Source organism: Pseudomonas sp. SWI44 (assembly GCF_002947915.1).
Classification (GTDB): Bacteria; Pseudomonadota; Gammaproteobacteria; order Pseudomonadales; family Pseudomonadaceae; genus Aquipseudomonas; species Aquipseudomonas taiwanensis.
The window spans coordinates 449,890-470,013 of record NZ_CP026674.1 but is presented as its reverse complement, the minus strand read 5'-3'; the positions used below and the strand labels follow the sequence as shown (position 1 = coordinate 470,013).

Here is a 20,124-nt window from a genome sequence, read left to right as displayed (position 1 = left end):
GCAGTTGCTCCGGGCGACGTGGCGCCTTAGACTGCCGCCCCCTGTAAAAGAGTGCCGGTTGGCGCTTGAAGAATTCCGCTGCCCGCGCCAAGGCGCTGGCGGCACCCGAATCGCCCAATGCACATTTTTCATAGAGAAATCGATGACCAAGGAACAGTTGCTGGCCATGTCGGCCGATGACTACATGAACGCTGAACAGCTGGCATTCTTCACTGCCTTGCTGCAGGCGATGAAAGTCGAAACCCATGAACGCATCGAGCTGAGCCGCGCCACCATCGAAAGCCTGGATACCCCTTCGGATCCAGCCGATGTGGCCTCGGTCGAAGAAGAGCGCCACTGGCTGGTCAATGCCATCGAGCGTGACCAGCGCCTGCTGCCGCAGCTGGAAATGGCCCTGGGCCGTATCGCTGACGAAAGCTTCGGCTGGTGCGACGACAGCGGTGAGCCTATCGGCTTGCAGCGCCTGCTGATCAGTCCGACCACCAAATACTGCATCGAAGCTCAAGAGCGTCACGAGCAGCTCGACCGTCACCAGCGCCAGATCTGAGTCGACGCGTCTGACCAAGCCCCACGGAGCGATCCCTGGGGCTTTTTGCGTGACTGTCGTTTGCGACAGATTTGTTGCCATCGGCGCAATACAGCTGTGCTGAAGCGCGCTTTTTCCGGCACCTTGGCAGGCGTATCATGGGCTCATCGTTAGGTTGCTAATTAAATTCCGGAGGGAATGATGAATAGCCGAGTCGATGTAGCCGTGATGATTGGCTCTGGCGTACCTGCAATGTTGCAGGCGCAGGGGCGGCGGGTGTGCTGGGTGGTACTGGTCAACGGCGAACGCCGGGGCACTGCCTTCGCCAGCCGTGCCGAAGCGGTCGAGTGCCAGGTGGCATGGTTACAGCAATTGGATAAGGGGCGAGCCGCCTAAGTAGGATATTGCGCCCAGCGGCGTAAGAAAAAACCTCTTTTTCTCTCGACGGATTTTGGTGTTTTCGTGCATATTTCCGCCTACGTAATGCACCGATAGATTCCAGCGCCCATTCTGCCGAGGGGCCTGTCGCAATCTGTCGCATCTTTTCTGGCATTTTTGCTGTCAGACTTTACGCTTCCCCGAGGGGAATATGCCGAAAGCCTGCACTTAGGCCAGATCTGGCAAGTCAGAGTAACGATTCCTGCATGCAGCAGCGTCTGCAGGCACAGACATCTCGTGTATTGCGTTATTAATCTTTGTCTATCGACATGAATTGGCCGCGCCTCTTGCACGAAGAGTGAGTGCGGATGTAAACGGTTTGAGGATCACTTCATTGGCAGTCAGTACTCTTGATACCCACGCTCTGTTTGCCTTGGGCGACTTGCGCGCAAGGCTCGTCAAACTGTTTCAGGGGCGTTTTGTCTATGTCACCGAGCAAAGCCCCGAAGGTTTGTACATGGCTGAAATCGACACCGACAGTGCGTTGGTCGTCGACGACAAGCAACGTTTGGAGTTGAAGGTGGGTGACCACTTCCGGGCTGCGGTATTGCCCAGTCGCGAAGGCGGCAAGCTGGAGATGCGCTTTCGTGACATCAAGCTCAATGTCTATGGCGTAGGTGACTATGCGTTCGTTTCCGTCCCTGAAGGTGAAGGCATCGTGTTTCGCGAAGGCCACGGCGTGATGCTGGTGTTCGCCGCCCAGCAACAAGTTCAGGAAGGGCTGGGCAAATTGCTCAAGGCCGTGACCGGCAAGGTTGCGAAATGGCGTAAGGGTGAGTTGACCACCTTCAAGGCCAGTGAATGAGTGAAAGCGCCGTTACGCCCCAGAGCCGGGCCGAGTTTCATCTGCGGTATCAGGCGCAAGCCACCGCGCAGGCCGAGCATCTGTTGGCACAGCGGGAGCGGATGCAGGGTGCCTGGTTGGCCTGGGTAGCGGGCCAGCTCTATCAGCTGAGCCCAGCACCCTATGCCGCGATGGTGCGGCGTGAATTGCAGCGTCTGAGCGAGGGGTAGAAAGGCGGCTGCTCAGTGGTCGTGATTTTTGTGGCTGCTGATTTCCTCAGGCACCGCTTCCTTCGACATCCGTTTGCGAAACAGCGCGGCCCTGGCCAGCAGCAGTGTGGTTACCGGTACCGTGATCGACAGCAGGATCGGAATCAGCCAGGCGTGCAGTACCGGGCCCTCCTTGAGCCACGAGAAATAAAGGATCGAGGCCAGAGAGACGCACCAGGCGCCGATAGTGGAAGCCAGTGCCGGTGGGTGCATACGCTGAAAATAGTCCTTCAGGCGCAACAAGCCCAAGGCTCCCACCAGGGCGAACAGGCTGCTGGTCAGCAGCAGTGCGGCGGTGACAAGCTCAAGCCACAGAGGCAAGTCCAGGGTGTCCGTCATTCGATCACCTCGCCGCGCAGCAGGAACTTGGCCAGGGCAAACGAGCCGACGAAGCCGAACAACGCGATCAGCAAGGCGCCCTCGAAGTAAGTATCGCTGGCATAGCGAATGCCGAGCACCAGCATCATCAGCATCGCCAGGATGTACAGGTAGTCCAGCGCCAGGACCCGGTCCTGGGCGGACGGGCCACGAAACAGCCGGATCAGCGCCAGGGCCATGGCCAACGCAAAGATGAACAGGCTGGCGAGGACTGCATTGGCAAGCAGGCCTGTCATTCGAATATCTCCATCAACGGGCGTTCGTAGGTGTGCTTGAAGTGTTCGATGAAGGCGTGTTCGTCTTCAAGGTCGAACACATGCAGCAGTAACACACTGCGGTCCAGGGCCAGTTCTGACCAGACGGTGCCAGGCACGACCGTGGTGATCATCGACAACGCCGCCAGGCCATGGGCATCGCGCAGATCCAGTGGAATGTGCACGAATGCCGAGCGGGGTGGTCGCTTGCCTGCGCGCAACACGCCGCGTGCGACCAACAGGTTGGACACGATCACATCGATACCTACCCGGAAGATCAGCCTGGCGATGACCAGCGGCCGTCGCACATGGGCATGCTGAGGCCGCAGAGGGGCCATGAGCAAAGGCGCCAGCATGCCGAGGGCTGCGCCAAGCAGCAGGTTGCCGGCGCTCACCGATAAGTTGAGCAGCAGCCACAGCACGAACAGCGACAGGGACAGCAGCGGGGCAGGGAATAGTCGGCTCATGGTTGCACCTGCCCGTCGAGCGTGGTGGGGCCCGGTATCGGGCGTGCGGCCATCACGGCTTCTATGTACGCATCGGGTGCTTGCAAGCTGGCAGCGGTGTCCTGGGTATAGCGCAGCACAGGCTCGGCCCTGAAGCTCAGGATGATGCACAGGCCAAGCAGGATGACGATCGGCAGGTATTCGAAGCGGCGCAGTACCGGTGAAGGACGTTCCTCGGGCTTCCAGAAGCGCTGGATACCGACGCGGCAGAAGGCGATCAGAGAAGCCATGCCAGACAGCACCAGCAGTGCCACCAGCCCCCAGCCCGCCGCGCTCAGCGGTTGTTCGCTCGGAGTGCCAAGCCCTTGTGGATTGAACAGGGCGCTGATCAGGTTGAGTTTGCCAATGAAGCCCGATAGCGGCGGCATGCCGATGATCAGCAGTGCGCAAGCGATGAAGCTAAGGCCCAGGAAGGCCATGGTCCATGGGATGATCTGGCCGATCACGGCCTTTTGTTCATCGTCGAGGTTGATGCCTTTTGGAGGGTGCAGCGACTCCAGCGGCGGCGGAATGGCATCTTCCTCTTCATCCAGGGGCAGTTCGTTGGCCGAGCGCGAACGCTCGACCAGTTCTGCAAGCAGGAACAGTGCGCATAGGGCCAAGGTCGAGCTGACCAAGTAAAACAGCGCAGCGCCGATCAGGGCCGGCTGGGCGAAACCGATCGCGCCCAGCAGCGTACCAGCGGAGACCAGGATGCTCAGGGCAGCCAGCCGTTCCAGGCGTTGCGCAGCAAGAATCGACACTGCCGCCACCGCTAGCGTCACCAGGCCACCATAGACCAGCCACTGGCCACCGAAGTGCGCCGAGGCCCCGGCCTGGCCGGAGAACAGCAAGGTCCAAAGGCGCAACACCGCGTACAGCCCGACCTTGGTCATGATGGCGAACAGCGCCGCCACCGGAGCACTGGCTGAGGCATAGGCGGGTACCAGCCAGAAATTCAGTGGCCAGATGCCGGCCTTGACCAGAAACGCCATGGCCAGAATCGCGGCGCCAGCATGCAGCAGGCCACGGTCGGCTTCGGGCACCAGCGGTATCTTCAGGGCCAGATCGGCCATGTTCAGTGTGCCGGTTACGCCATAGAGCATCGCCGCGCCCACCAGGAACAACGACGAAGCGAACAGGTTGATGGCGATGTAGTGCAGGCCAGCCCTGACCCGTGCCCGGCCCGAGCCGTGCAACAACAGACCGTAGGAAGCTGCCAGCAGCACCTCGAAGAATACGAACAGGTTGAACAGGTCGGCGGTCAGGAACGCCCCGTACAGGCCCATCAGTTGGATCTGGAACAGCGCATGGAAGCTGGCGCCGGCACTGTCCCAACGGGCACGGGCGAACATCAGGGCGCTCACAGCAATGACCCCGGTCAGGGTCAGCAACAGGGCAGACAGGTGGTCGACAACCAGCACGATGCCGAACGGTGCCGACCAGTTTCCAGGCAGGTAGACACCAATGGACTCCGCCTGACCTTGGGTGCGCACCCACAGCAACAGGTAGATGGCGATGGCCAGGCCGCTGATGCTGGACAGCAGGTTCAGGCGGGCCTTGAGCTGGCGATGTTTCTCGCCCAGCAACAGCATCACTGCTGCCGTGAGCAATGGCAGCAGGATGGGCGCGACGATCAGTTGGCTCGCTCCAGTCATTCTTCACGCTCCCGGCCATCGACATGGTCGGTGCCGGTCAGGCCACGGGAGGCCAGCAGCACCACCAGGAACAGCGCGGTCATGGCGAAACTGATGACGATGGCAGTGAGTACCAAGGCCTGGGGGAGTGGGTCGGTGTAGTGCAGCAGGTCCTGGGTGACGCCGTCCTTGATGATTGGCTCCTTGCCGATGAACAGGCTACCCATGCTGAAAATGAACAGGTTTACGCCGTAGGACAGCAGGCACAGGCCCATGATCACCTGATAGGTGCGAGGACGCAGGATCAGCCACACTCCAGAGGCGGCCAACACACCGATGGCGATTGCAATGACTTCTTCCATCAGGCGGCTCCTGCTTGGCTGGATTTCGACGGGTTGGCCGGGCGGTAGGCGCGGACCGATTGGTGCGCCAGGGCGGTGAGGATCAACAAGGTCGAACCAACCACGACGGTGTACACGCCGACATCGAAGAACAAGGCGCTGGCCACGTGCACGTCACCCAGCACGGGCAGGTGCAGGTGAGCGGTATGGGTGGTCAGGAAAGGGTAACCCAGCAACATTGCGCCGACCCCGGTCAGGGTGGCGCAGAGCAGGCCGGTACCCATCCAGCGCAGCGGCCGCAGGCTCATCTGGGCTTCGACCCACTGGGTCCCGGCAACCATGTACTGGAGGATGAACGCCACAGACATCACCAGACCGGCGACAAAACCGCCGCCTGGCTGGTTGTGGCCGCGCATGAACAGGTACATCGACACCAGCAGGGCGATCGGCAGCAACAAGCGCACCAATACGGCTGGCACCATCATGAAGCCCAGTGCGGTATCGGCGGCATGACGCGGGTTGATCAGGTCGGTGACCACGTCTGGTGCCAGCAACCGTTGTTGTGCAGGCAGCTGCATGCTTTCCTTGGGCGGGCGGAAGCGGCGCAGCAGGGCGAACACGGTCAGGGCCACGGCGACCAGTACGGTGATTTCCCCCAGGGTATCGAAGCCGCGGAAGTCGACCAGCATCACGTTGACCACATTGGTCCCGCCGCCCTGGGGCAGGGCGCGGCTGAGGTAGAACGATGAAATGTCGTTGGGGGTCGGCCGGGTCAGCATGGCATATGACAACGCCGCCATGCCCGCGCCGACCAGCACCGCCAGCAGCAGGTCGCGCAGACGCCGCAGACGCGCACGCTCCTGGCTGCCGGGCAGCGGCGAGACGCCCTCGATACGGCGCGGCAGCCAGCGCAGGCCGAGCAGTATCAGCACGGTGGTGACCACTTCGACCACCAGCTGGGTCAGTGCCAGGTCCGGTGCCGAGAACCAGACGAATGTTATGCAGGTCATCAGACCGCAGACGCTGACCATGATCAACGCCGCCAACCGGTGGTATTTGGCCTGGTAGGCGGCCCCGATGGCGCAGGCGATGGCGATCAGCCACAGGGCGACGAACACGCCAGAACCCGGGATCTTCGGACGGTCACCCCAGCTCAGGCCGCTGTAAAGCATCGGCGTGAGCCCGGCCAGGAAGGCTGCCAGCACCAGCATGAACAGTTGCGCCTGCAGGCGGCGGGACGTCAACAGCCGTTCGATGCGCCGCGCCAGCAGCATCAGTCGGACCTGGCCGTGTTCGAACAAGCGCTTGCCGTTGAACCGTTCGATCAGTGGTGGGTAAGGGAAACGACCGCGACGCAATTGGTTGCGCAGCAGCAGGTACAACACGATGCCCCCGCTCATGGCGATCAGGCTCATGATCAACGGGGCATTCCAGCCGTGCCAGATGGCCAGGCTGTACTCGGGCAAGGTTCCACCTACCACCGGCAGTGCAGCCGCCGCCAGCAATGGGCCGACCGACTGGGCTGGGAAAATGCCCACCACCAGGCAGGTGAGCACCAGCAGTTCCACGGGGGCACGCATCCAGCGCGGCGGTTCATGCGGGGTGTGCGGCAAGTCCTGCGCAGTTGGGCCGAAGAACACATCGACGGTGAAACGCAGGGCGTAGGCCACGCTGAAGGTGCCCGCCAGCGTGGCAATCACCGGTAATGCGGCTTCGACCCAGGCGGTAGAGGAGATGAACACCGTCTCGGCGAAGAACATCTCTTTGGACAGGAAACCGTTCATCAGCGGTACGCCGGCCATCGAGGCGCTGGCGACCATGGCCAGCGTGGCGGTGTAGGGGACCAGGCGGATCAGGCCGCTGAGGCGGCGAATGTCGCGGGTGCCGCTTTCATGGTCGATGATGCCGGCGGCCATGAACAATGACGCCTTGAAGGTGGCGTGGTTGAGAATGTGGAACACCGCCGCTACGGCAGCCAACGGGCTGTTAAGGCCCAGCAGCAGGGTAATGAGCCCGAGGTGGCTGATGGTCGAGTACGCCAGCAGGCCCTTGAGGTCGTTCTGGAACATCGCGGCGAAGGCGCCAAGCAGCAGGGTCAGCGCGCCGGCACCGCCGACGATCCAGAACCACTCTTCGCTGCCTGAGAGTACCGGCCACAGACGGGCCAGCAGGAACACCCCGGCCTTGACCATGGTTGCCGAGTGCAGGTATGCCGACACGGGCGTGGGCGCAGCCATGGCGTGGGGTAGCCAGAACTGGAAGGGGAACTGCGCACTCTTGCTCAGGGCGCCGATCAGGATCAGTGGCAGCAACACCGGGTAGAGCGCGTGCTGGCGAATGGTCTCGCCAGCGGCCAGCACCTTGTCCAGGTCATAGCTGCCGACCACATGGCCGAGCAGCAGCGCGCCGACCAACAGGCACAGCCCGCCGGCGCCGGTGACCATCAGCGCCATGTAGGCCCCCCGGCGAGCATCGGCGCGGTGGTGCCAGTAGCCGATCAGCAGGAACGAAAACAGGCTGGTCAGCTCCCAGAAGAACACCAGCTGGATGAGGTTGCCGGAAATCACCAAACCGAGCATGGCGCCCATGAATGCCAGGAAGAAGGCGAAGAAGCGCGGTACCGGGTCTTGTGGCGACATGTAGTACCGGGCGTACAGCGACACCAGGGTGCCGATGCCCAGCACCAGCAGCGAGAACAGCCAGGCAAAGCCATCCATGCGCAGCACCAGGTTCATGCCCAGGCTTGGCAGCCATAGCAGTTCTTCGCGAATTACCCCGCCATGGGCGACTTGCGGGTACAACAGTGCTACCTGGACGGTACCGACCAAGGCTACGAGCCCGGCAAGGATGGACTCGGCGTTACGTGCATTGTGCGGCAGCACGGCTGCCAGGCAACTGCCCACGAACGGCAGAAGCAATAGCACTATCAATGACATAGCGTTCTATTCTGGAGAGGTTTGCCAAGGATCATACGTGCCGAGCAGTTGATCACCAACACGCAAGCTGTCGCAGAATCGTACAAAACCGGTGTGACAAGCTGTTTTTTTATAACAGTTTTTTACAAAGCATAGCTGCTGTTACGCGCTTTACCGGCTGCCTTCACGTTCGTGCTGAAGGGTTTCATCCGAGGCGTGGTCGGCCGCGTCACCGCGGCGGACCTTCAACTCGCTGACGATCACGGCCAATACGATCAGAGCGCCGCCGATCAGCGCCACGCCCGGCAGACGTTCGCCAGCGATGCGCCCGACGATCCCGGCCCAGACCGGCTCGCCCGCGTAGATCAAGGTGGCGCGGGTCGGCGATACCGATTGCTGGGCCCAGTTCATGGCCACTTGAATGACCGCGCTCATCGCGCCCAGTCCCAAGGCGCTGGCCAGCAGCAACCCGGAAAAGTCGGGAATGCGCTCCTGGGTCGGAACGATCATCAGAAACGACAGCAACGAAGCGGTGGCCAACTGCACCACGGTCACCCGGCGCACATCGACCTGGCCGGCATAGCGGCTGATCAGGATGATCTCGCCAGCGATGGCCACGGCGCTGACCAAGGTGACCAGTTCCCCTTCACTGAAATGCAGGGCGCCGCCTTCCGGGCCGGCCAGCAGCATCAGGCCGACGAAGGCCAGGCAGATGCCGATGCTCGGCATCAGGCCAGGTCGACGCCCGAGCACCAGCCATTGCAGCAACGGGACGAAGGGTACGTAAAGTGCGGTGATGAATGCCGACTGGCTGCTGCTGATGGTTTGCAGACCCATGGTCTGCAGGCCGTAGCCGAGCATGATGGATACACCGATCAGCATGCCGGCCTTCAGCTCGGTGAAAGTCAGGCCCGACAGTGCGCGCGCCGATACCAGGCCGACGAACAGGGCGGCGGCGGCAAAACGCAGGCCGACGAAGAACATCGGGCCACTGACGGTCATCACGTTATGGACCAGCAGGAAGGTGCCACCCCAGAGCATGGTGATGAACACCAGGACCAGTTCGGCCTTGCTCAGGCGTAAAGATAACGACGTCTTTGGGGCGGTGTCTGGCTGGTTCATGGTCTTGCGCACTCGGAGGGGGCGGCGCACAATCGCCGCAAAGTGGGCAGTATACTGCGCAACCTCTTCCAGTGAGCAATATAGTGCACAAAGATTCCGCGCACCGTTCATCGGTGCTTCAACACGTGAGCCAAAACGTCCGTCGCTTGCGTAACGGCCTGGGGCTCAGCCAAAGTGCCCTGGCGGAGCGCTCCGGGGTTAGCAGGCGCATGCTCGTGGCGATAGAGGCCGGGGAAAAGAACGTCAGCCTGACCACCCTCGACTTGATCGCCGAGGCGCTGGGCGTGGCGTTCAGCACGTTGATCCAGGCGCCTGACCACCGCGACCCAAGCCGCATCGAAGAGCTGGCCTGGGCCGGTGAGCACCCGCAGAGCAAGGCCGTGCTGCTGGCCAGCAGTGCGGCCCGACGAGAGGTCGAGATCTGGGAGTGGACCCTCGCGCCGGGGGAGTGCTACGTCAGCGAAGCTGACGCAGAAGGGTGGAGCGAGCAGATCTACGTGGCTGAAGGGCAACTGACCCTGATCATCGAAGGGGCCGAGCACTGCTTGCAGGTCGGCCAGTTCCATGTGTTTCCCAGCAACTGTCGGTACGCCTACCGCAATGATGGAAACGTGCCCACGCGGTTCGTGCGTAATGTAGTGATCTGACCGTAGGTATGGTCCGGTTTCACTGCCCCAGCAAGTCGTCGGTCTTCAACACCTTGGCATAGGCGAATGCCAGTGCGGCCATGGCCGAGGCATGCACATCGACCGCTGGAACCTGCTTGCCATCGAACTCCAGTGGCAGCGTCGCGCAGGCATCGTGCGCCACCGTGACTGCGTAGCCATAGTCGGCGGCGGCACGGGTAGCGGCGTCGATGCACATGTGACTCATGCTGCCGACGATGGTCAGACTTTTTACACCGTGTTGATCCAGGGTGCGCTTGAGCGAGGTGTCGAGGAACGCGTTGACCTTGTGCTTGAGCACCTCTGGCTCACCGTCCAGGGGGGCGACTTTCTTGTGAAAGTGCGCACCGGTCGAGCCAGGGGTGAAGAACGGTGCATCAGCGCTTTCGAACTCGTGGCGAACATGCACCACCAGATCGCGTCGCGCACGGGCGGCGGCGAGCAGTCGTGCAGCGTTGTCGGCAGCGGCTTCGACACCGTCGAGGGGCCACTTGCCGCCGGGGAAGTAGTCGTTCTGGATATCGATGATGATCAGGGCGTGCTTGCTCATGTTGCCTCCTGTGGCAGTAGTCGTTGTCAGGCCATAGTTATAGGCTGTACGCACTGACCTGAGGATTGGCGCGAACGACACTATGGCGGCAAAAACTGACAACCCTGGCAGCCTGGAGATCGGCCTGCTGATCTATCCTGGCGCACAGCGTGCGGCGGTGCATGGCCTCGATGACCTGTTCACCGTTGCCAACCGTGTGGCGGCCGAGTTGGGGGCTGACGACCTGCCACGCGTGCGTGTCAGCCATTGGCAGTTGGACGAGACCGGGCAATTGCGCTGTATTGCCGATGAGCCGGGGCGCGAGGGGCATGGGCTGCGGGTGCTGATCATTCCGCCGAGTCTGGAGTCGATGCCAGTGCCTGAGGTACTGGAGCGTCACCGCTTGCCACTGTGTCACTGGCATGACCGGGGTACGGTATTGGCGTCGGTGTGCATCGGGGTGTTCTTCATTGCCGCCAGCGGGCTGCTCGACGGGCGTGCGGCCAGTACCCACTGGAACTACGCGCATACCTTGGCCCAGCGTTTCCCCAAGGTGCGTGTGGAGGCCAATCAGCCGCTGCTGGACGACGGCGACATCATGACGTCAGCCGGCTTGATGGCCTGGACTGAGCTGGGGCTGCGTCTGCTTGAGCGTTATCTTGGCGCCTCGGTGGCGTGCGAGACGGCACGCTACCTGTCGGTCGAGCCGGTTTCCACGCCAATGCCGGGGGCGCTGTTCAGCCCGAGCCTGGATCATGGTGACGAAGCTGTGCTCAGGGTTCAGCACTGGCTCCAGGCCGGAGCAGCCCACGACGCCGACCTGGCAAGCATGGCCGCCTGCGCCGGGCTTGAGGCGCGCACGTTTCTGCGGCGGTTTCGTGCCGCCACGGGGCTCAGGCCGACCGAATATTGCCAGCAAGTGAGAGTTGGGCAGGCCTGCCGGATGTTGGAATTCACCCGGCGTACGGTTGAGCAGATTGCCTGGGGCGTGGGCTACCAGGATCCGGGCGCCTTTCGTAAGGTGTTTCAGCGAGTCACTGGCCTGACGCCCAGCGAGTACCGGCGAAGATTCGTGTTGCCTTGATCAGGGCAGATGCGGCCCTGGGCCTTCTTCTGCCAGATGATCCTGACGGTTGCGCAAGGGGCAATCCTTCAACGACATGCAGCCGCAGCCGATGCAGCCATCGAGCTGGTCGCGCAACCTGATCATTTCGTCGATCCGCCGATTCAAGTCCTGGCGCCAGCGTGCGGAGAGGTGCCGCCAGTCCTCGGCGGTGGGGGTGTGGTCGTTGGGCAGCTCGGCAAGGGCCTCGGCAATTTCGGCTAAAGGTATGCCCAGGCGCTGGGCCATCTTGATCACCGCGACTCGACGCAACATCGCCCTCAAGTAGCGGCGCTGGTTCCCGGCGTTGCGGGTGCTCTGGATCAGCCCTTTGGTCTCGTAGAAGTGCAGGGCCGTCACCGCGACACCGCTGCGTGCCGCCAGTTGGCCAACACTGAGCAGCTTGTCAGCGGCGATAGGGGGCTTGCTTGGCATGCTAAAAAAGCTCTTGACCTTGAGTTAACTGGAGGTTTTACCCTGCCGAACATCTTGTAGCAAGTGCCCTCGACAAGGAGACTGCTGATGACAGCCACACCGCAAACCCTGTGGTTCACTCAGATGATCGAATACCAAGTGCCCGCCTCGCATCAGGCAGCGTTGGCCCAGGCGCTGGTCGTGCGCAGCGAAGAGTTGGCTGTGCGTTGCAAAGACTTGCAAGGGGTCAGCATCCAGACCAGCGACGATGGCAGTCGGGTGCTGCAGTGTCTGCAATGGCAGTCCCGCCAAGCCTGGGCAGCGGCTGCAGAGTGCTTTGCCGAGGAGCCGTTCTTCGACCTGTTGAGCCTACACCGGGCCCGGGGGGTCAACTTTGCCGCCTACCAGGCATTGTGCAGCCTGGTACGCGACGCCGATGGAGACCTGCACTGCCAGATCGGTGAGGGTCAGGCATACCACGGGGCATAATGCGGGTAGCGGTCGAGGCGTGCACCGATCACCATTTCGCTGATCCACGCCGTCAGGATCGAGCTGTAGGCTTTTTGGTTCTCCTCGCTGGAAAGCGCGTGATCGGCTCCATCGACAATGCGGTGGGTGAGCGAGTGAGCGCTGACGAACGCTGAGCGATAACTCATCATCGTCGTATGAGGGACATAGTCATCCTGCTCTGATTCGACCAGTAACACGTCGCCGCGAAACGCTGCACAGGCCGCCAGGGCGCGGTTGTCGTCCGGGCCAAGCGGGCGCTGGCGGTAGGCGTTGAGGCGCTGGCGGTCGAGGGTTTGCTTGGGGCTATGCCAATCCTCGTCCCAGTACATTGCCGGTACGCGCAAGGCCAACCATTTTACGGGCCGCTGCAAGGTCAGCAGGGTTGCCAGGTAGCCTCCGTAGCTGCTTCCGATGATGGCGATAGCGTTACTATCGACGGCCGGGTGGCCGGCCAGGCGGTCGTAGGCCACCAGTAGGTCTTGGAGGTTCTGCTCGCGCGTGACGGTCAGGCGTTGGCTAGCGGTCTTTTCGTGGCCACGCAGGTCGAAGGTCATGCACACGCAGCCAAGTCCCGTAATCTGCCTGGCGCGGGCCAGGTCTCGTTGCTGGCTACCGCCCCAGCCGTGGACGAACAGAATGCCTGGCATCTTGTTGCCGGGGCTGACAAGAGTGCCGGCTATGCTGTCGCCCTCGACCTGCAGATCAACGGATTCACTCTGAATACTCATAGTGGCGAATCCGTGCGAATTTGCTGAGTTGTCCGAGTTCACTGTCGTTTCCTTGGTAGAAGAGGGTGGCGTCAGTGGGTAGTTCAAGTTGCCCGAAAACTTCGTGGGTCGAGGCGCAGACCTGCTGCAGTGCCGGGTCGTCGGCGAAAGCCTGCAGTGCCAGGAGTTCTGCACTGCTGGCGCCGCCGACGCGCCACGATTGCTCGAGCACGCCGCTGCGCAGGCGGCCTTGGCCATTGCTCCCGCGTGCGATGTCATAGTTGCGCCGCGATGCGATGAAACCGGGAAAGTGCTGCTCTGCGGCTTCCTCGTAAATCATGGCCTGGCGGATCGCCAGGCGCACATGGTCTTCCAGGGGCAGTTGCAGCAAGGCGTGGTAATCACCACGTACCACGACCAGTTCTGAGCCGCCGTAGACCTCTTCCCCTTGGTGATCACGGGTCAACTGCTGGGTACCGTGATAGCTGCAGGTGTGGCCTGCGACCTGTACCTGGCCGACACTGAAGGTCTGTATGTCGCTCAGGTCTTCCTCAAGCACCAGACCCCAAAGTGCCAGATCCTTGTCGTCCATGCTGGCCAATAGCGGTTCCAGTCCATCCCGTTCGCTGATGGCTTTCTGGCCACGCCCGGCGCGCGACAGGACGGGTTTGATCCGCACTGGCCCGTCGCGCAGCAACAACTGGGCTGCGCGGCGGGCATCGGACTTGCTGAATACGGTGTAGCCGCACAGCAGCGCATCGCTGGCTTGTCGGGCAAAGTCGTCGGTCCAGCCGGGCGGGAAGCTGGCATTTGCCGGCAGTGGATGGGAGATTGCCTTCGTCGCCATGTAGGGATGGCTGACCAAACCGCCAAACAGGTCACGCGCGCTGTGAATGCCCAGCGCCGTGTACCGTTGTGGGTCGATCAGCGTTTCGGTAGGCAGGTAGTAGCACTGCTCGTGTTGCGACGGTGGCAGGTCGGACAGGACCGTCTCGCACCCCAGCAGTTGGGCCAGGCCCTGGGCCAGTTTCAGATGCACGCTGTGTTCGTGTTCCGGGGTGTGCTCGCGGGTGTCGAGCAGTACCACGGCGGTTTTCTCGGTGACACGTGCCATGTGCTTCCGCCTGAGCGCGATGAATATAGAGTTTGTGAAGCTGTGGCTTGCGGTAAGTTCAGCCGGAACTGATCGGTGGTCCCGCTCGATCGTAGGAAGTGTCTCGTTCCTACAGGGCGTCATGGGCATTGCATGCCGTGAGTCGACGCCACGATTGCGACACCGTGGCTGCTGTTCCATTATCCTCATCCTGGAATAACCAAGATGTGTCCGCAGGAGTGCGCATGAACGTTCAGACCACGATTGAGCAAAGTGTGCCGGAGCGCCTGGCGCGCGTGCGCGAAGTCATGGCGCGGGAGGGTGTCGATGCCCTGCTGGTGCCTTCGGCCGACCCCCATTTGTCCGAGTACTTGCCCGGTTATTGGCAGGGGCGCCGTTGGCTGTCGGGTTTTGACGGCTCGGTGGGCACCTTGGTGGTGACTGCAGGCTTTGCAGGGGTATGGGTCGACAGCCGTTATTGGGAGCAGGCCGAGAAAGAGCTGGCCGGAAGCGGCATCGAACTGATGAAGCTGATGCCGGGCAAGCCTGGGGCGCTGGAATGGTTGGGAGAACATGTTCCGTTCGATGGCACGGTGGCCGTGGATGGGGCGGTCATGGCTCTGGCTTCGTCGCGACAGCTTCAAGATCGGCTAAAAGCCCGCGAAGCGCGGCTTGTCACTGACAAGGATCTGCTGGAAGAGGTCTGGGAGGGGCGCCCGCAACTGCCCTTCAACCCGGTCTATCAGCACCTGCCTCCTTATGCCACGGTCAGCCGGGCCGAGAAACTTGCCCAGTTGCGTGGTGCCTTGCAGGAGAAGGGAGCAGACTGGCATTTCATCGCGACCTTGGATGACATTGCCTGGCTGTTCAACTTGCGCGGAAGCGATGTTTCATACAACCCGGTCTTCGTTGCCTTTGCACTTATCGGCAAGGACCAGGCAATTCTGTTCGTGGAGGTCAGCAAGCTCGATGAGCATTTGCGTCATGTGCTTGAAGTGGATGGCATCGAAGTACGTGATTACAGCGCGGCCCACGAGGCATTGAAGCGACTGCCACACGGCAGCCGGCTGCTGGTCGATCCGGCGCGCGTGACCTGCGGCCTGTTGAATAACCTGGACGCAGGGGTGCAACTGATCGAAGGTTTGAACCCGACGACGCTGAGCAAATCGCGCAAGAGCGATGAGGAACTGCGGCATATTCGGCAGGTCATGGAGCAGGATGGAGCGGCCTTGTGCGAATTCTTCGCCTGGTTCGAGGCGCAGCAGGGCCAAGAGGTGATAACCGAGCTGACTGTCGATGAGAAATTGAGCGCTGCGCGTCGACGTCGTCCAGGCTTCGTTTCGCTGAGTTTCTCGACCATTGCCGCCTTCAATGGTAACGGTGCCATGCCGCATTACCGCGCGACCGAAGCGTCCCATGCGGTCATCGAGGGCAATGGCCTGCTGTTGATAGACTCCGGAGGGCAGTACCTTGGCGGCACCACCGACATCACCCGGATGGTTCCTGTGGGTACCCCGAGTCTTGAACAGAAAAAGGACTGCACGCGTGTGCTCAAGGGGATGATCGCGCTGTCCCGCGCCACCTTTCCACGGGGCATCCTGTCGCCGCTGCTTGATGCCATTGCGCGTGCACCGATCTGGGCTGACCAGGTCGACTATGGCCATGGTACCGGGCATGGCGTGGGCTACTTCATGAACGTGCATGAAGGTCCGCAGGTGATTGCCTACCAAGCGGCGGCGGCTCCGCAGACTGCGATGCAGGCAGGGATGATCAGTTCGATCGAGCCAGGCACCTACCGGCCGGGTGCTTGGGGGGTGCGAATCGAGAATTTGGTGGCAACCCGTGAGGCGGGCAAGAGTGTGTTCGGCGACTTCCTGTCTTTCGAGACCTTGACGTTGTGCCCGATCGACACACGTTGCCTTGTCCCGGAGTCGCTAACCGAGGAGGAACGCAAATGGTTGAATGGCTATCACCTAATCGTTCGTGAGCGCCTCGCGCCGCTGTTGCAGGGTGACGCACTGACTTGGCTGGAGGCGCGAACAACTCCGTTGTGACGTGAGCCTCTGCACGACCGAAAAAGGGCAGCACTTGGGCTGCCCTTCCTTATTTACAGATGACGATCATGCTGCGGCTGGTATAGCCGGCGGGATTGATGCCGAACAGGTAATCTCCGGGTTCTTCATCGGTATCCCCGGACCGCGCGATGACTTTGTAGCCTCGCTTGCTGCACGAGTTTGCGGCCTTGCTGTAGCAGTTGTCCCATGAAGAGGAGAGCCCCGAGCAGTTGATATGCAGGCCCTTCTTCCCTCTCTTGACCTCAGTCTTGGCTGTGGCGGCACATCCAGCAATAGCGAAGATGGCCAGGATGACCAAAATACGTTTCATTCCTGTCCTTACTGTGCAGGGCTTGTCAGGTGTCGCCCTGTCGTAATTGCGTCAATTCTTCCTGAAATGTCCCCAGCGTCCGTGTTCGGCTCAGTAGATAGCGTAAACATGATGATTCTGTGACAGCTTAATCAGCACGGCGGGCGCCCACAATGGTTAATCCTGTCTCAAATGAAAATATTTCTCATATCAGTCGGCGGCGACAGGAGGATTCGCTTCCCTGCGCATCGACAGTGTGGCACCCACCGAAGCGGTAATGATCGCCGCGATGGCCAGCCACTGAGTGAATGTCAGGACCTCGCCCAGGAACACCAGCCCTGACATCGCGGCGACCGCAGGCTCGATGCTCATCAAGGTGCCAAAGGTGCGCGCTGGCATTTTCGTGAGTGCGATCATTTCCAGGCTATAGGGCAGGGCGGTCGACAGGATGGCGACACCCAGGGCTAGCGGGATCACGGCAGGTGTCAGCAGGGCGCTGCCGGCGTGGACGATACCGATAGGCGCCACGAAGATGGCGGCGACCACTACACCCAGCGCAGCCCCTTGGATACCGTGCTCGGCGCCGGCACGTTGGCCGAACAGAATATAGAGCGCCCAGCACACGCCAGCTCCCAGAGCGTAGGTGGCACCCACAAGGTCCAGCGACTGGCCGCCATGGCCGGCAGGGATCAGTAGCACTAACCCTAGAGTGGCCAGGCCAACCCACAGGAAGTCGATGGCTCGACGTGAGCCGAACAGCGCCACGGCCAGGGGGCCGGTGAATTCCAGTGCTACGGCGATGCCCAGAGGGACGGTTTGCAGGGACATATAGAAGAGGAAGTTCATGCCACCCAGCGCCATGCCATAGATGATCACATTGCGTAGCGTGGTGGCGGTAATGCGTGCTCGCCAGGGGCGCAGGATGAGCAGCATGATCACGGACGCAAAAACCAGCCGCAGTGTGGTAGTGCCTTGTGCGCCGATGATCGGAAACATGCTCTTGGCAAGCGAGGCGCCAGATTGAATCGATGCCATGGCAATAAGCAGCAGGCCTATCGGGAAAAGGGTGGCGGCCAGACTGCGGGATTGGGTGTTCATTGCTGTGTTGCGATCCTGGGAGAGGGGTGATGTGCACTATAGTGCGCAATTGATCGGTCGGGCCGCAAGCATTGCTTCTATATGAGGGGGGGTGTGGGTTTCTGCGACAGAGGGGGTTGACGGGCCTTCGAATCCCCTTATAATGCGCACCTCTTCCGACGTGGTCGAAAAAGAAACGCTTTGTTAATCAAAGAGTTAAATTTTCAGGTAGTATCGGAAGGGCTTCGATCTCGAAGTCGGTGGCGGTTGGCAAGAAGGTTGACAGCGTTTTAAAACGCTGTATTATTCGCCTCCCGCTACGAGAGATCGCAGCGAGTCAAGTGTTTGAAGCTAAACGAGTTTCTCGCAAAAAACTTCAAATAAACGCTTGACAGCAAATGAGGAAAGCGTAGAATGCGCGCCTCGGTTGAGACGAAACGCTCTTAGCCAAACGCTCTTTAACAAATCGAATCAAGCAATTCGTGTGGGTGCTTGTGAGTACGGACTGATAGTCACAAAGATTATCAGCATCACAAGTGGCCATGCGAGAAATCACATAGTCATTTGAGATTGCTGAGCCAAGTTTAGGGTTTCTTAAAAACCCAAGCAGTATTGAACTGAAGAGTTTGATCATGGCTCAGATTGAACGCTGGCGGCAGGCCTAACACATGCAAGTCGAGCGGATGACGGGAGCTTGCTCCTTGATTCAGCGGCGGACGGGTGAGTAATGCCTAGGAATCTGCCTGGTAGTGGGGGGCAACGTTTCGAAAGGAACGCTAATACCGCATACGTCCTACGGGAGAAAGCAGGGGACCTTCGGGCCTTGCGCTATCAGATGAGCCTAGGTCGGATTAGCTAGTTGGTGAGGTAATGGCTCACCAAGGCGACGATCCGTAACTGGTCTGAGAGGATGATCAGTCACACTGGAACTGAGACACGGTCCAGACTCCTACGGGAGGCAGCAGTGGGGAATATTGGACAATGGGCGAAAGCCTGATCCAGCCATGCCGCGTGTGTGAAGAAGGTCTTCGGATTGTAAAGCACTTTAAGTTGGGAGGAAGGGCAGTAAGCTAATACCTTGCTGTTTTGACGTTACCGACAGAATAAGCACCGGCTAACTCTGTGCCAGCAGCCGCGGTAATACAGAGGGTGCAAGCGTTAATCGGAATTACTGGGCGTAAAGCGCGCGTAGGTGGTTCGTTAAGTTGGATGTGAAAGCCCCGGGCTCAACCTGGGAACTGCATCCAAAACTGGCGAGCTAGAGTACGGTAGAGGGTGGTGGAATTTCCTGTGTAGCGGTGAAATGCGTAGATATAGGAAGGAACACCAGTGGCGAAGGCGACCACCTGGACTGATACTGACACTGAGGTGCGAAAGCGTGGGGAGCAAACAGGATTAGATACCCTGGTAGTCCACGCCGTAAACGATGTCAACTAGCCGTTGGAATCCTTGAGATTTTAGTGGCGCAGCTAACGCATTAAGTTGACCGCCTGGGGAGTACGGCCGCAAGGTTAAAACTCAAATGAATTGACGGGGGCCCGCACAAGCGGTGGAGCATGTGGTTTAATTCGAAGCAACGCGAAGAACCTTACCAGGCCTTGACATGCAGAGAACTTTCCAGAGATGGATTGGTGCCTTCGGGAACTCTGACACAGGTGCTGCATGGCTGTCGTCAGCTCGTGTCGTGAGATGTTGGGTTAAGTCCCGTAACGAGCGCAACCCTTGTCCTTAGTTACCAGCACGTTATGGTGGGCACTCTAAGGAGACTGCCGGTGACAAACCGGAGGAAGGTGGGGATGACGTCAAGTCATCATGGCCCTTACGGCCTGGGCTACACACGTGCTACAATGGTCGGTACAGAGGGTTGCCAAGCCGCGAGGTGGAGCTAATCTCACAAAACCGATCGTAGTCCGGATCGCAGTCTGCAACTCGACTGCGTGAAGTCGGAATCGCTAGTAATCGCGAATCAGAATGTCGCGGTGAATACGTTCCCGGGCCTTGTACACACCGCCCGTCACACCATGGGAGTGGGTTGCACCAGAAGTAGCTAGTCTAACCTTCGGGAGGACGGTTACCACGGTGTGATTCATGACTGGGGTGAAGTCGTAACAAGGTAGCCGTAGGGGAACCTGCGGCTGGATCACCTCCTTAATCGACGACATCAGCCTGCTGATGAGCTCCCACACGAATTGCTTGATTCTTTGTATAAAGACGATGCTGTAACGCGACCCTGTTATAGGTCTGTAGCTCAGTTGGTTAGAGCGCACCCCTGATAAGGGTGAGGTCGGCAGTTCAAATCTGCCCAGACCTACCAATTACTTGGTGCGGCCTAGAACACACGGGGCCATAGCTCAGCTGGGAGAGCGCCTGCCTTGCACGCAGGAGGTCAGCGGTTCGATCCCGCTTGGCTCCACCACTCTTTCAGGTTGTACAGCTGCTCAGAACTTAGAAATGAACATTCAGATCGAATGTTGATTTCTGACTTTTGTCAGATCGTTCTTTAAAAATTCGGAT

21 protein-coding genes, 2 tRNA genes and 1 rRNA gene are annotated in these 20,124 nt (G+C 60.4%); 11 read left to right on the top strand and 13 right to left on the bottom strand.

All coding sequences use genetic code 11. The features are described 5' to 3' along the window. The first annotated feature begins 142 nt into the window (after positions 1-142). From C4Q26_RS02350 to C4Q26_RS02335, 4 genes are all read left to right on the top strand, one after another. The gene (locus tag C4Q26_RS02350; protein ID WP_023379760.1) at positions 143-547 is read left to right on the top strand and encodes a TraR/DksA C4-type zinc finger protein; all 405 of its coding nucleotides are present in this window, start codon (positions 143-145) and stop codon (positions 545-547) included. Between the two features lie 180 nt (positions 548-727). Continuing rightward, the gene (locus tag C4Q26_RS02345; RefSeq protein WP_023379761.1) at positions 728-922 is read left to right on the top strand and encodes a hypothetical protein; all 195 of its coding nucleotides are present in this window, start codon (positions 728-730) and stop codon (positions 920-922) included. A 376-nt stretch (positions 923-1,298) separates the two neighbouring features. Then, on the top strand, positions 1,299-1,769 hold the full coding sequence (locus tag C4Q26_RS02340; protein ID WP_023379762.1) for a hypothetical protein: 471 nt from the start codon (positions 1,299-1,301) through the stop codon (positions 1,767-1,769). Beyond that, a complete protein-coding gene (locus tag C4Q26_RS02335) occupies positions 1,766-1,978 on the top strand; it encodes a hypothetical protein (RefSeq protein ID WP_023379763.1) in 213 nt (70 codons plus the stop codon). Before C4Q26_RS02340 ends, C4Q26_RS02335 begins: the two co-directional genes overlap by 4 nt. Positions 1,979-1,990: 12 nt before the next feature. On the opposite strand, the gene C4Q26_RS02330 is transcribed toward C4Q26_RS02335, so the two are convergent. The 7 genes from C4Q26_RS02330 to C4Q26_RS02300 form a co-directional block, all read right to left on the bottom strand. Beyond that, positions 1,991-2,356, bottom strand: a complete 366-nt coding sequence (locus C4Q26_RS02330; protein ID WP_023379764.1) for a Na+/H+ antiporter subunit G — start codon at positions 2,354-2,356, stop codon at positions 1,991-1,993. Then, positions 2,353-2,631: a K+/H+ antiporter subunit F gene (locus tag C4Q26_RS02325; RefSeq protein WP_023379765.1), complete on the bottom strand. Its 279-nt coding sequence runs from the start codon at positions 2,629-2,631 to the stop codon at positions 2,353-2,355. Before C4Q26_RS02325 ends, C4Q26_RS02330 begins: the two co-directional genes overlap by 4 nt. Further along, positions 2,628-3,116 (bottom strand): Na+/H+ antiporter subunit E, encoded by a 489-nt coding sequence (locus C4Q26_RS02320; RefSeq protein WP_023379766.1) that lies wholly within the window; start codon positions 3,114-3,116, stop codon positions 2,628-2,630. The genes C4Q26_RS02325 and C4Q26_RS02320 overlap by 4 nt, the downstream gene beginning before the upstream one ends. Further along, positions 3,113-4,792 (bottom strand): monovalent cation/H+ antiporter subunit D, encoded by a 1,680-nt coding sequence (locus C4Q26_RS02315; protein ID WP_023379767.1) that lies wholly within the window; start codon positions 4,790-4,792, stop codon positions 3,113-3,115. Before C4Q26_RS02315 ends, C4Q26_RS02320 begins: the two co-directional genes overlap by 4 nt. Beyond that, positions 4,789-5,133: a Na+/H+ antiporter subunit C gene (locus tag C4Q26_RS02310; protein ID WP_023379768.1), complete on the bottom strand. Its 345-nt coding sequence runs from the start codon at positions 5,131-5,133 to the stop codon at positions 4,789-4,791. The genes C4Q26_RS02315 and C4Q26_RS02310 overlap by 4 nt, the downstream gene beginning before the upstream one ends. Then, on the bottom strand, positions 5,133-8,048 hold the full coding sequence (locus tag C4Q26_RS02305; RefSeq protein ID WP_027907624.1) for a monovalent cation/H+ antiporter subunit A: 2,916 nt from the start codon (positions 8,046-8,048) through the stop codon (positions 5,133-5,135). Before C4Q26_RS02305 ends, C4Q26_RS02310 begins: the two co-directional genes overlap by 1 nt. A gap of 150 nt (positions 8,049-8,198) precedes the next feature. Then, positions 8,199-9,149 carry a DMT family transporter gene (locus tag C4Q26_RS02300; RefSeq protein ID WP_023379770.1) on the bottom strand — a complete coding sequence of 317 codons (951 nt, stop codon included), beginning with the start codon at positions 9,147-9,149 and terminating at the stop codon, positions 8,199-8,201. A gap of 83 nt (positions 9,150-9,232) precedes the next feature. Between C4Q26_RS02300 and C4Q26_RS02295 the strand changes: the two genes are divergently transcribed. Further along, positions 9,233-9,796, top strand: a complete 564-nt coding sequence (locus tag C4Q26_RS02295) for a helix-turn-helix domain-containing protein (protein WP_023379771.1) — start codon at positions 9,233-9,235, stop codon at positions 9,794-9,796. Positions 9,797-9,815: 19 nt separating this feature from the next. Here C4Q26_RS02295 and C4Q26_RS02290 read toward each other — a convergent pair whose 3' ends face one another. Next, complete coding sequence (locus C4Q26_RS02290) at positions 9,816-10,364, bottom strand: cysteine hydrolase family protein (RefSeq protein ID WP_104882678.1); 549 nt, start codon at positions 10,362-10,364, stop codon at positions 9,816-9,818. Positions 10,365-10,446: 82 nt separating this feature from the next. Between C4Q26_RS02290 and C4Q26_RS02285 the strand changes: the two genes are divergently transcribed. Further along, the gene (locus C4Q26_RS02285) at positions 10,447-11,427 is read left to right on the top strand and encodes a GlxA family transcriptional regulator (protein ID WP_023379773.1); all 981 of its coding nucleotides are present in this window, start codon (positions 10,447-10,449) and stop codon (positions 11,425-11,427) included. On the opposite strand, the gene soxR is transcribed toward C4Q26_RS02285, so the two are convergent. Beyond that, positions 11,428-11,880, bottom strand: coding sequence for a redox-sensitive transcriptional activator SoxR (gene soxR, locus C4Q26_RS02280; RefSeq protein WP_023379774.1), 453 nt, complete (start codon positions 11,878-11,880; stop codon positions 11,428-11,430). Positions 11,881-11,967: 87 nt separating this feature from the next. On the opposite strand from soxR, the gene C4Q26_RS02275 reads away from it, so the two are divergent. Beyond that, a complete protein-coding gene (locus tag C4Q26_RS02275) occupies positions 11,968-12,348 on the top strand; it encodes a hypothetical protein (protein ID WP_027907621.1) in 381 nt (126 codons plus the stop codon). Here C4Q26_RS02275 and C4Q26_RS02270 read toward each other — a convergent pair. After that, positions 12,327-13,097, bottom strand: a complete 771-nt coding sequence (locus C4Q26_RS02270; protein WP_104881958.1) for a S9 family peptidase — start codon at positions 13,095-13,097, stop codon at positions 12,327-12,329. The two genes, C4Q26_RS02275 and C4Q26_RS02270, sit on opposite strands and share 22 nt — an antisense overlap. After that, positions 13,081-14,190 (bottom strand): DUF3182 family protein, encoded by a 1,110-nt coding sequence (locus C4Q26_RS02265; protein ID WP_104882677.1) that lies wholly within the window; start codon positions 14,188-14,190, stop codon positions 13,081-13,083. Before C4Q26_RS02265 ends, C4Q26_RS02270 begins: the two co-directional genes overlap by 17 nt. 224 nt (positions 14,191-14,414) lie before the next feature. Between C4Q26_RS02265 and C4Q26_RS02260 the strand changes: the two genes are divergently transcribed. Next, complete coding sequence (locus C4Q26_RS02260) at positions 14,415-16,223, top strand: aminopeptidase P family protein (RefSeq protein WP_104882676.1); 1,809 nt, start codon at positions 14,415-14,417, stop codon at positions 16,221-16,223. Between the two features lie 49 nt (positions 16,224-16,272). Here the strand turns inward: C4Q26_RS02260 and C4Q26_RS02255 are convergent, their stop codons facing one another. Together C4Q26_RS02255 and rhtA are read right to left on the bottom strand one after the other, a co-directional pair. Further along, complete coding sequence (locus C4Q26_RS02255; protein WP_023379779.1) at positions 16,273-16,554, bottom strand: hypothetical protein; 282 nt, start codon at positions 16,552-16,554, stop codon at positions 16,273-16,275. A gap of 189 nt (positions 16,555-16,743) precedes the next feature. After that, complete coding sequence (gene rhtA / locus C4Q26_RS02250) at positions 16,744-17,631, bottom strand: threonine/homoserine exporter RhtA (RefSeq protein WP_027907618.1); 888 nt, start codon at positions 17,629-17,631, stop codon at positions 16,744-16,746. Between the two features lie 593 nt (positions 17,632-18,224). Here rhtA and C4Q26_RS02245 point away from each other — a divergent pair. The 3 genes from C4Q26_RS02245 (at position 18,225) to C4Q26_RS02235 (ending at position 20,026) form a co-directional block, all read left to right on the top strand. Next, positions 18,225-19,761: ribosomal RNA gene (locus C4Q26_RS02245) — 16S ribosomal RNA — on the top strand. Positions 19,762-19,847: 86 nt separating this feature from the next. Then, positions 19,848-19,924: transfer RNA gene (locus tag C4Q26_RS02240), tRNA-Ile, on the top strand. Between the two features lie 26 nt (positions 19,925-19,950). Continuing rightward, positions 19,951-20,026, top strand: a tRNA-Ala gene (locus C4Q26_RS02235). Positions 20,027-20,124 lie beyond the last annotated feature (98 nt).

Excerpts from the sequence above, each read along its gene's own strand:
- C4Q26_RS02350 (WP_023379760.1), top strand. The coding sequence starts at position 143 with ATGACCAAGGAACAGTTGCTGGCCATGTCGGCCGATGACTACATGAAC.
- C4Q26_RS02345 (WP_023379761.1), top strand. The coding sequence starts at position 728 with ATGAATAGCCGAGTCGATGTAGCCGTGATGATTGGCTCTGGCGTACCT.
- C4Q26_RS02335 (WP_023379763.1), top strand. The coding sequence starts at position 1,766 with ATGAGTGAAAGCGCCGTTACGCCCCAGAGCCGGGCCGAGTTTCATCTG.
- C4Q26_RS02330 (WP_023379764.1), bottom strand. The coding sequence starts at position 2,356 with ATGACGGACACCCTGGACTTGCCTCTGTGGCTTGAGCTTGTCACCGCC.
- C4Q26_RS02325 (WP_023379765.1), bottom strand. The coding sequence starts at position 2,631 with ATGACAGGCCTGCTTGCCAATGCAGTCCTCGCCAGCCTGTTCATCTTT.
- C4Q26_RS02320 (WP_023379766.1), bottom strand. The coding sequence starts at position 3,116 with ATGAGCCGACTATTCCCTGCCCCGCTGCTGTCCCTGTCGCTGTTCGTG.
- C4Q26_RS02315 (WP_023379767.1), bottom strand. The coding sequence starts at position 4,792 with ATGACTGGAGCGAGCCAACTGATCGTCGCGCCCATCCTGCTGCCATTG.
- C4Q26_RS02310 (WP_023379768.1), bottom strand. The coding sequence starts at position 5,133 with ATGGAAGAAGTCATTGCAATCGCCATCGGTGTGTTGGCCGCCTCTGGA.
- C4Q26_RS02305 (WP_027907624.1), bottom strand. The coding sequence starts at position 8,048 with ATGTCATTGATAGTGCTATTGCTTCTGCCGTTCGTGGGCAGTTGCCTG.
- C4Q26_RS02300 (WP_023379770.1), bottom strand. The coding sequence starts at position 9,149 with ATGAACCAGCCAGACACCGCCCCAAAGACGTCGTTATCTTTACGCCTG.
- C4Q26_RS02290 (WP_104882678.1), bottom strand. The coding sequence starts at position 10,364 with ATGAGCAAGCACGCCCTGATCATCATCGATATCCAGAACGACTACTTC.
- C4Q26_RS02285 (WP_023379773.1), top strand. The coding sequence starts at position 10,447 with ATGGCGGCAAAAACTGACAACCCTGGCAGCCTGGAGATCGGCCTGCTG.
- soxR (WP_023379774.1), bottom strand. The coding sequence starts at position 11,880 with ATGCCAAGCAAGCCCCCTATCGCCGCTGACAAGCTGCTCAGTGTTGGC.
- C4Q26_RS02275 (WP_027907621.1), top strand. The coding sequence starts at position 11,968 with ATGACAGCCACACCGCAAACCCTGTGGTTCACTCAGATGATCGAATAC.
- C4Q26_RS02270 (WP_104881958.1), bottom strand. The coding sequence starts at position 13,097 with ATGAGTATTCAGAGTGAATCCGTTGATCTGCAGGTCGAGGGCGACAGC.
- C4Q26_RS02265 (WP_104882677.1), bottom strand. The coding sequence starts at position 14,190 with ATGGCACGTGTCACCGAGAAAACCGCCGTGGTACTGCTCGACACCCGC.
- C4Q26_RS02260 (WP_104882676.1), top strand. The coding sequence starts at position 14,415 with ATGAACGTTCAGACCACGATTGAGCAAAGTGTGCCGGAGCGCCTGGCG.
- C4Q26_RS02255 (WP_023379779.1), bottom strand. The coding sequence starts at position 16,554 with ATGAAACGTATTTTGGTCATCCTGGCCATCTTCGCTATTGCTGGATGT.
- rhtA (WP_027907618.1), bottom strand. The coding sequence starts at position 17,631 with ATGAACACCCAATCCCGCAGTCTGGCCGCCACCCTTTTCCCGATAGGC.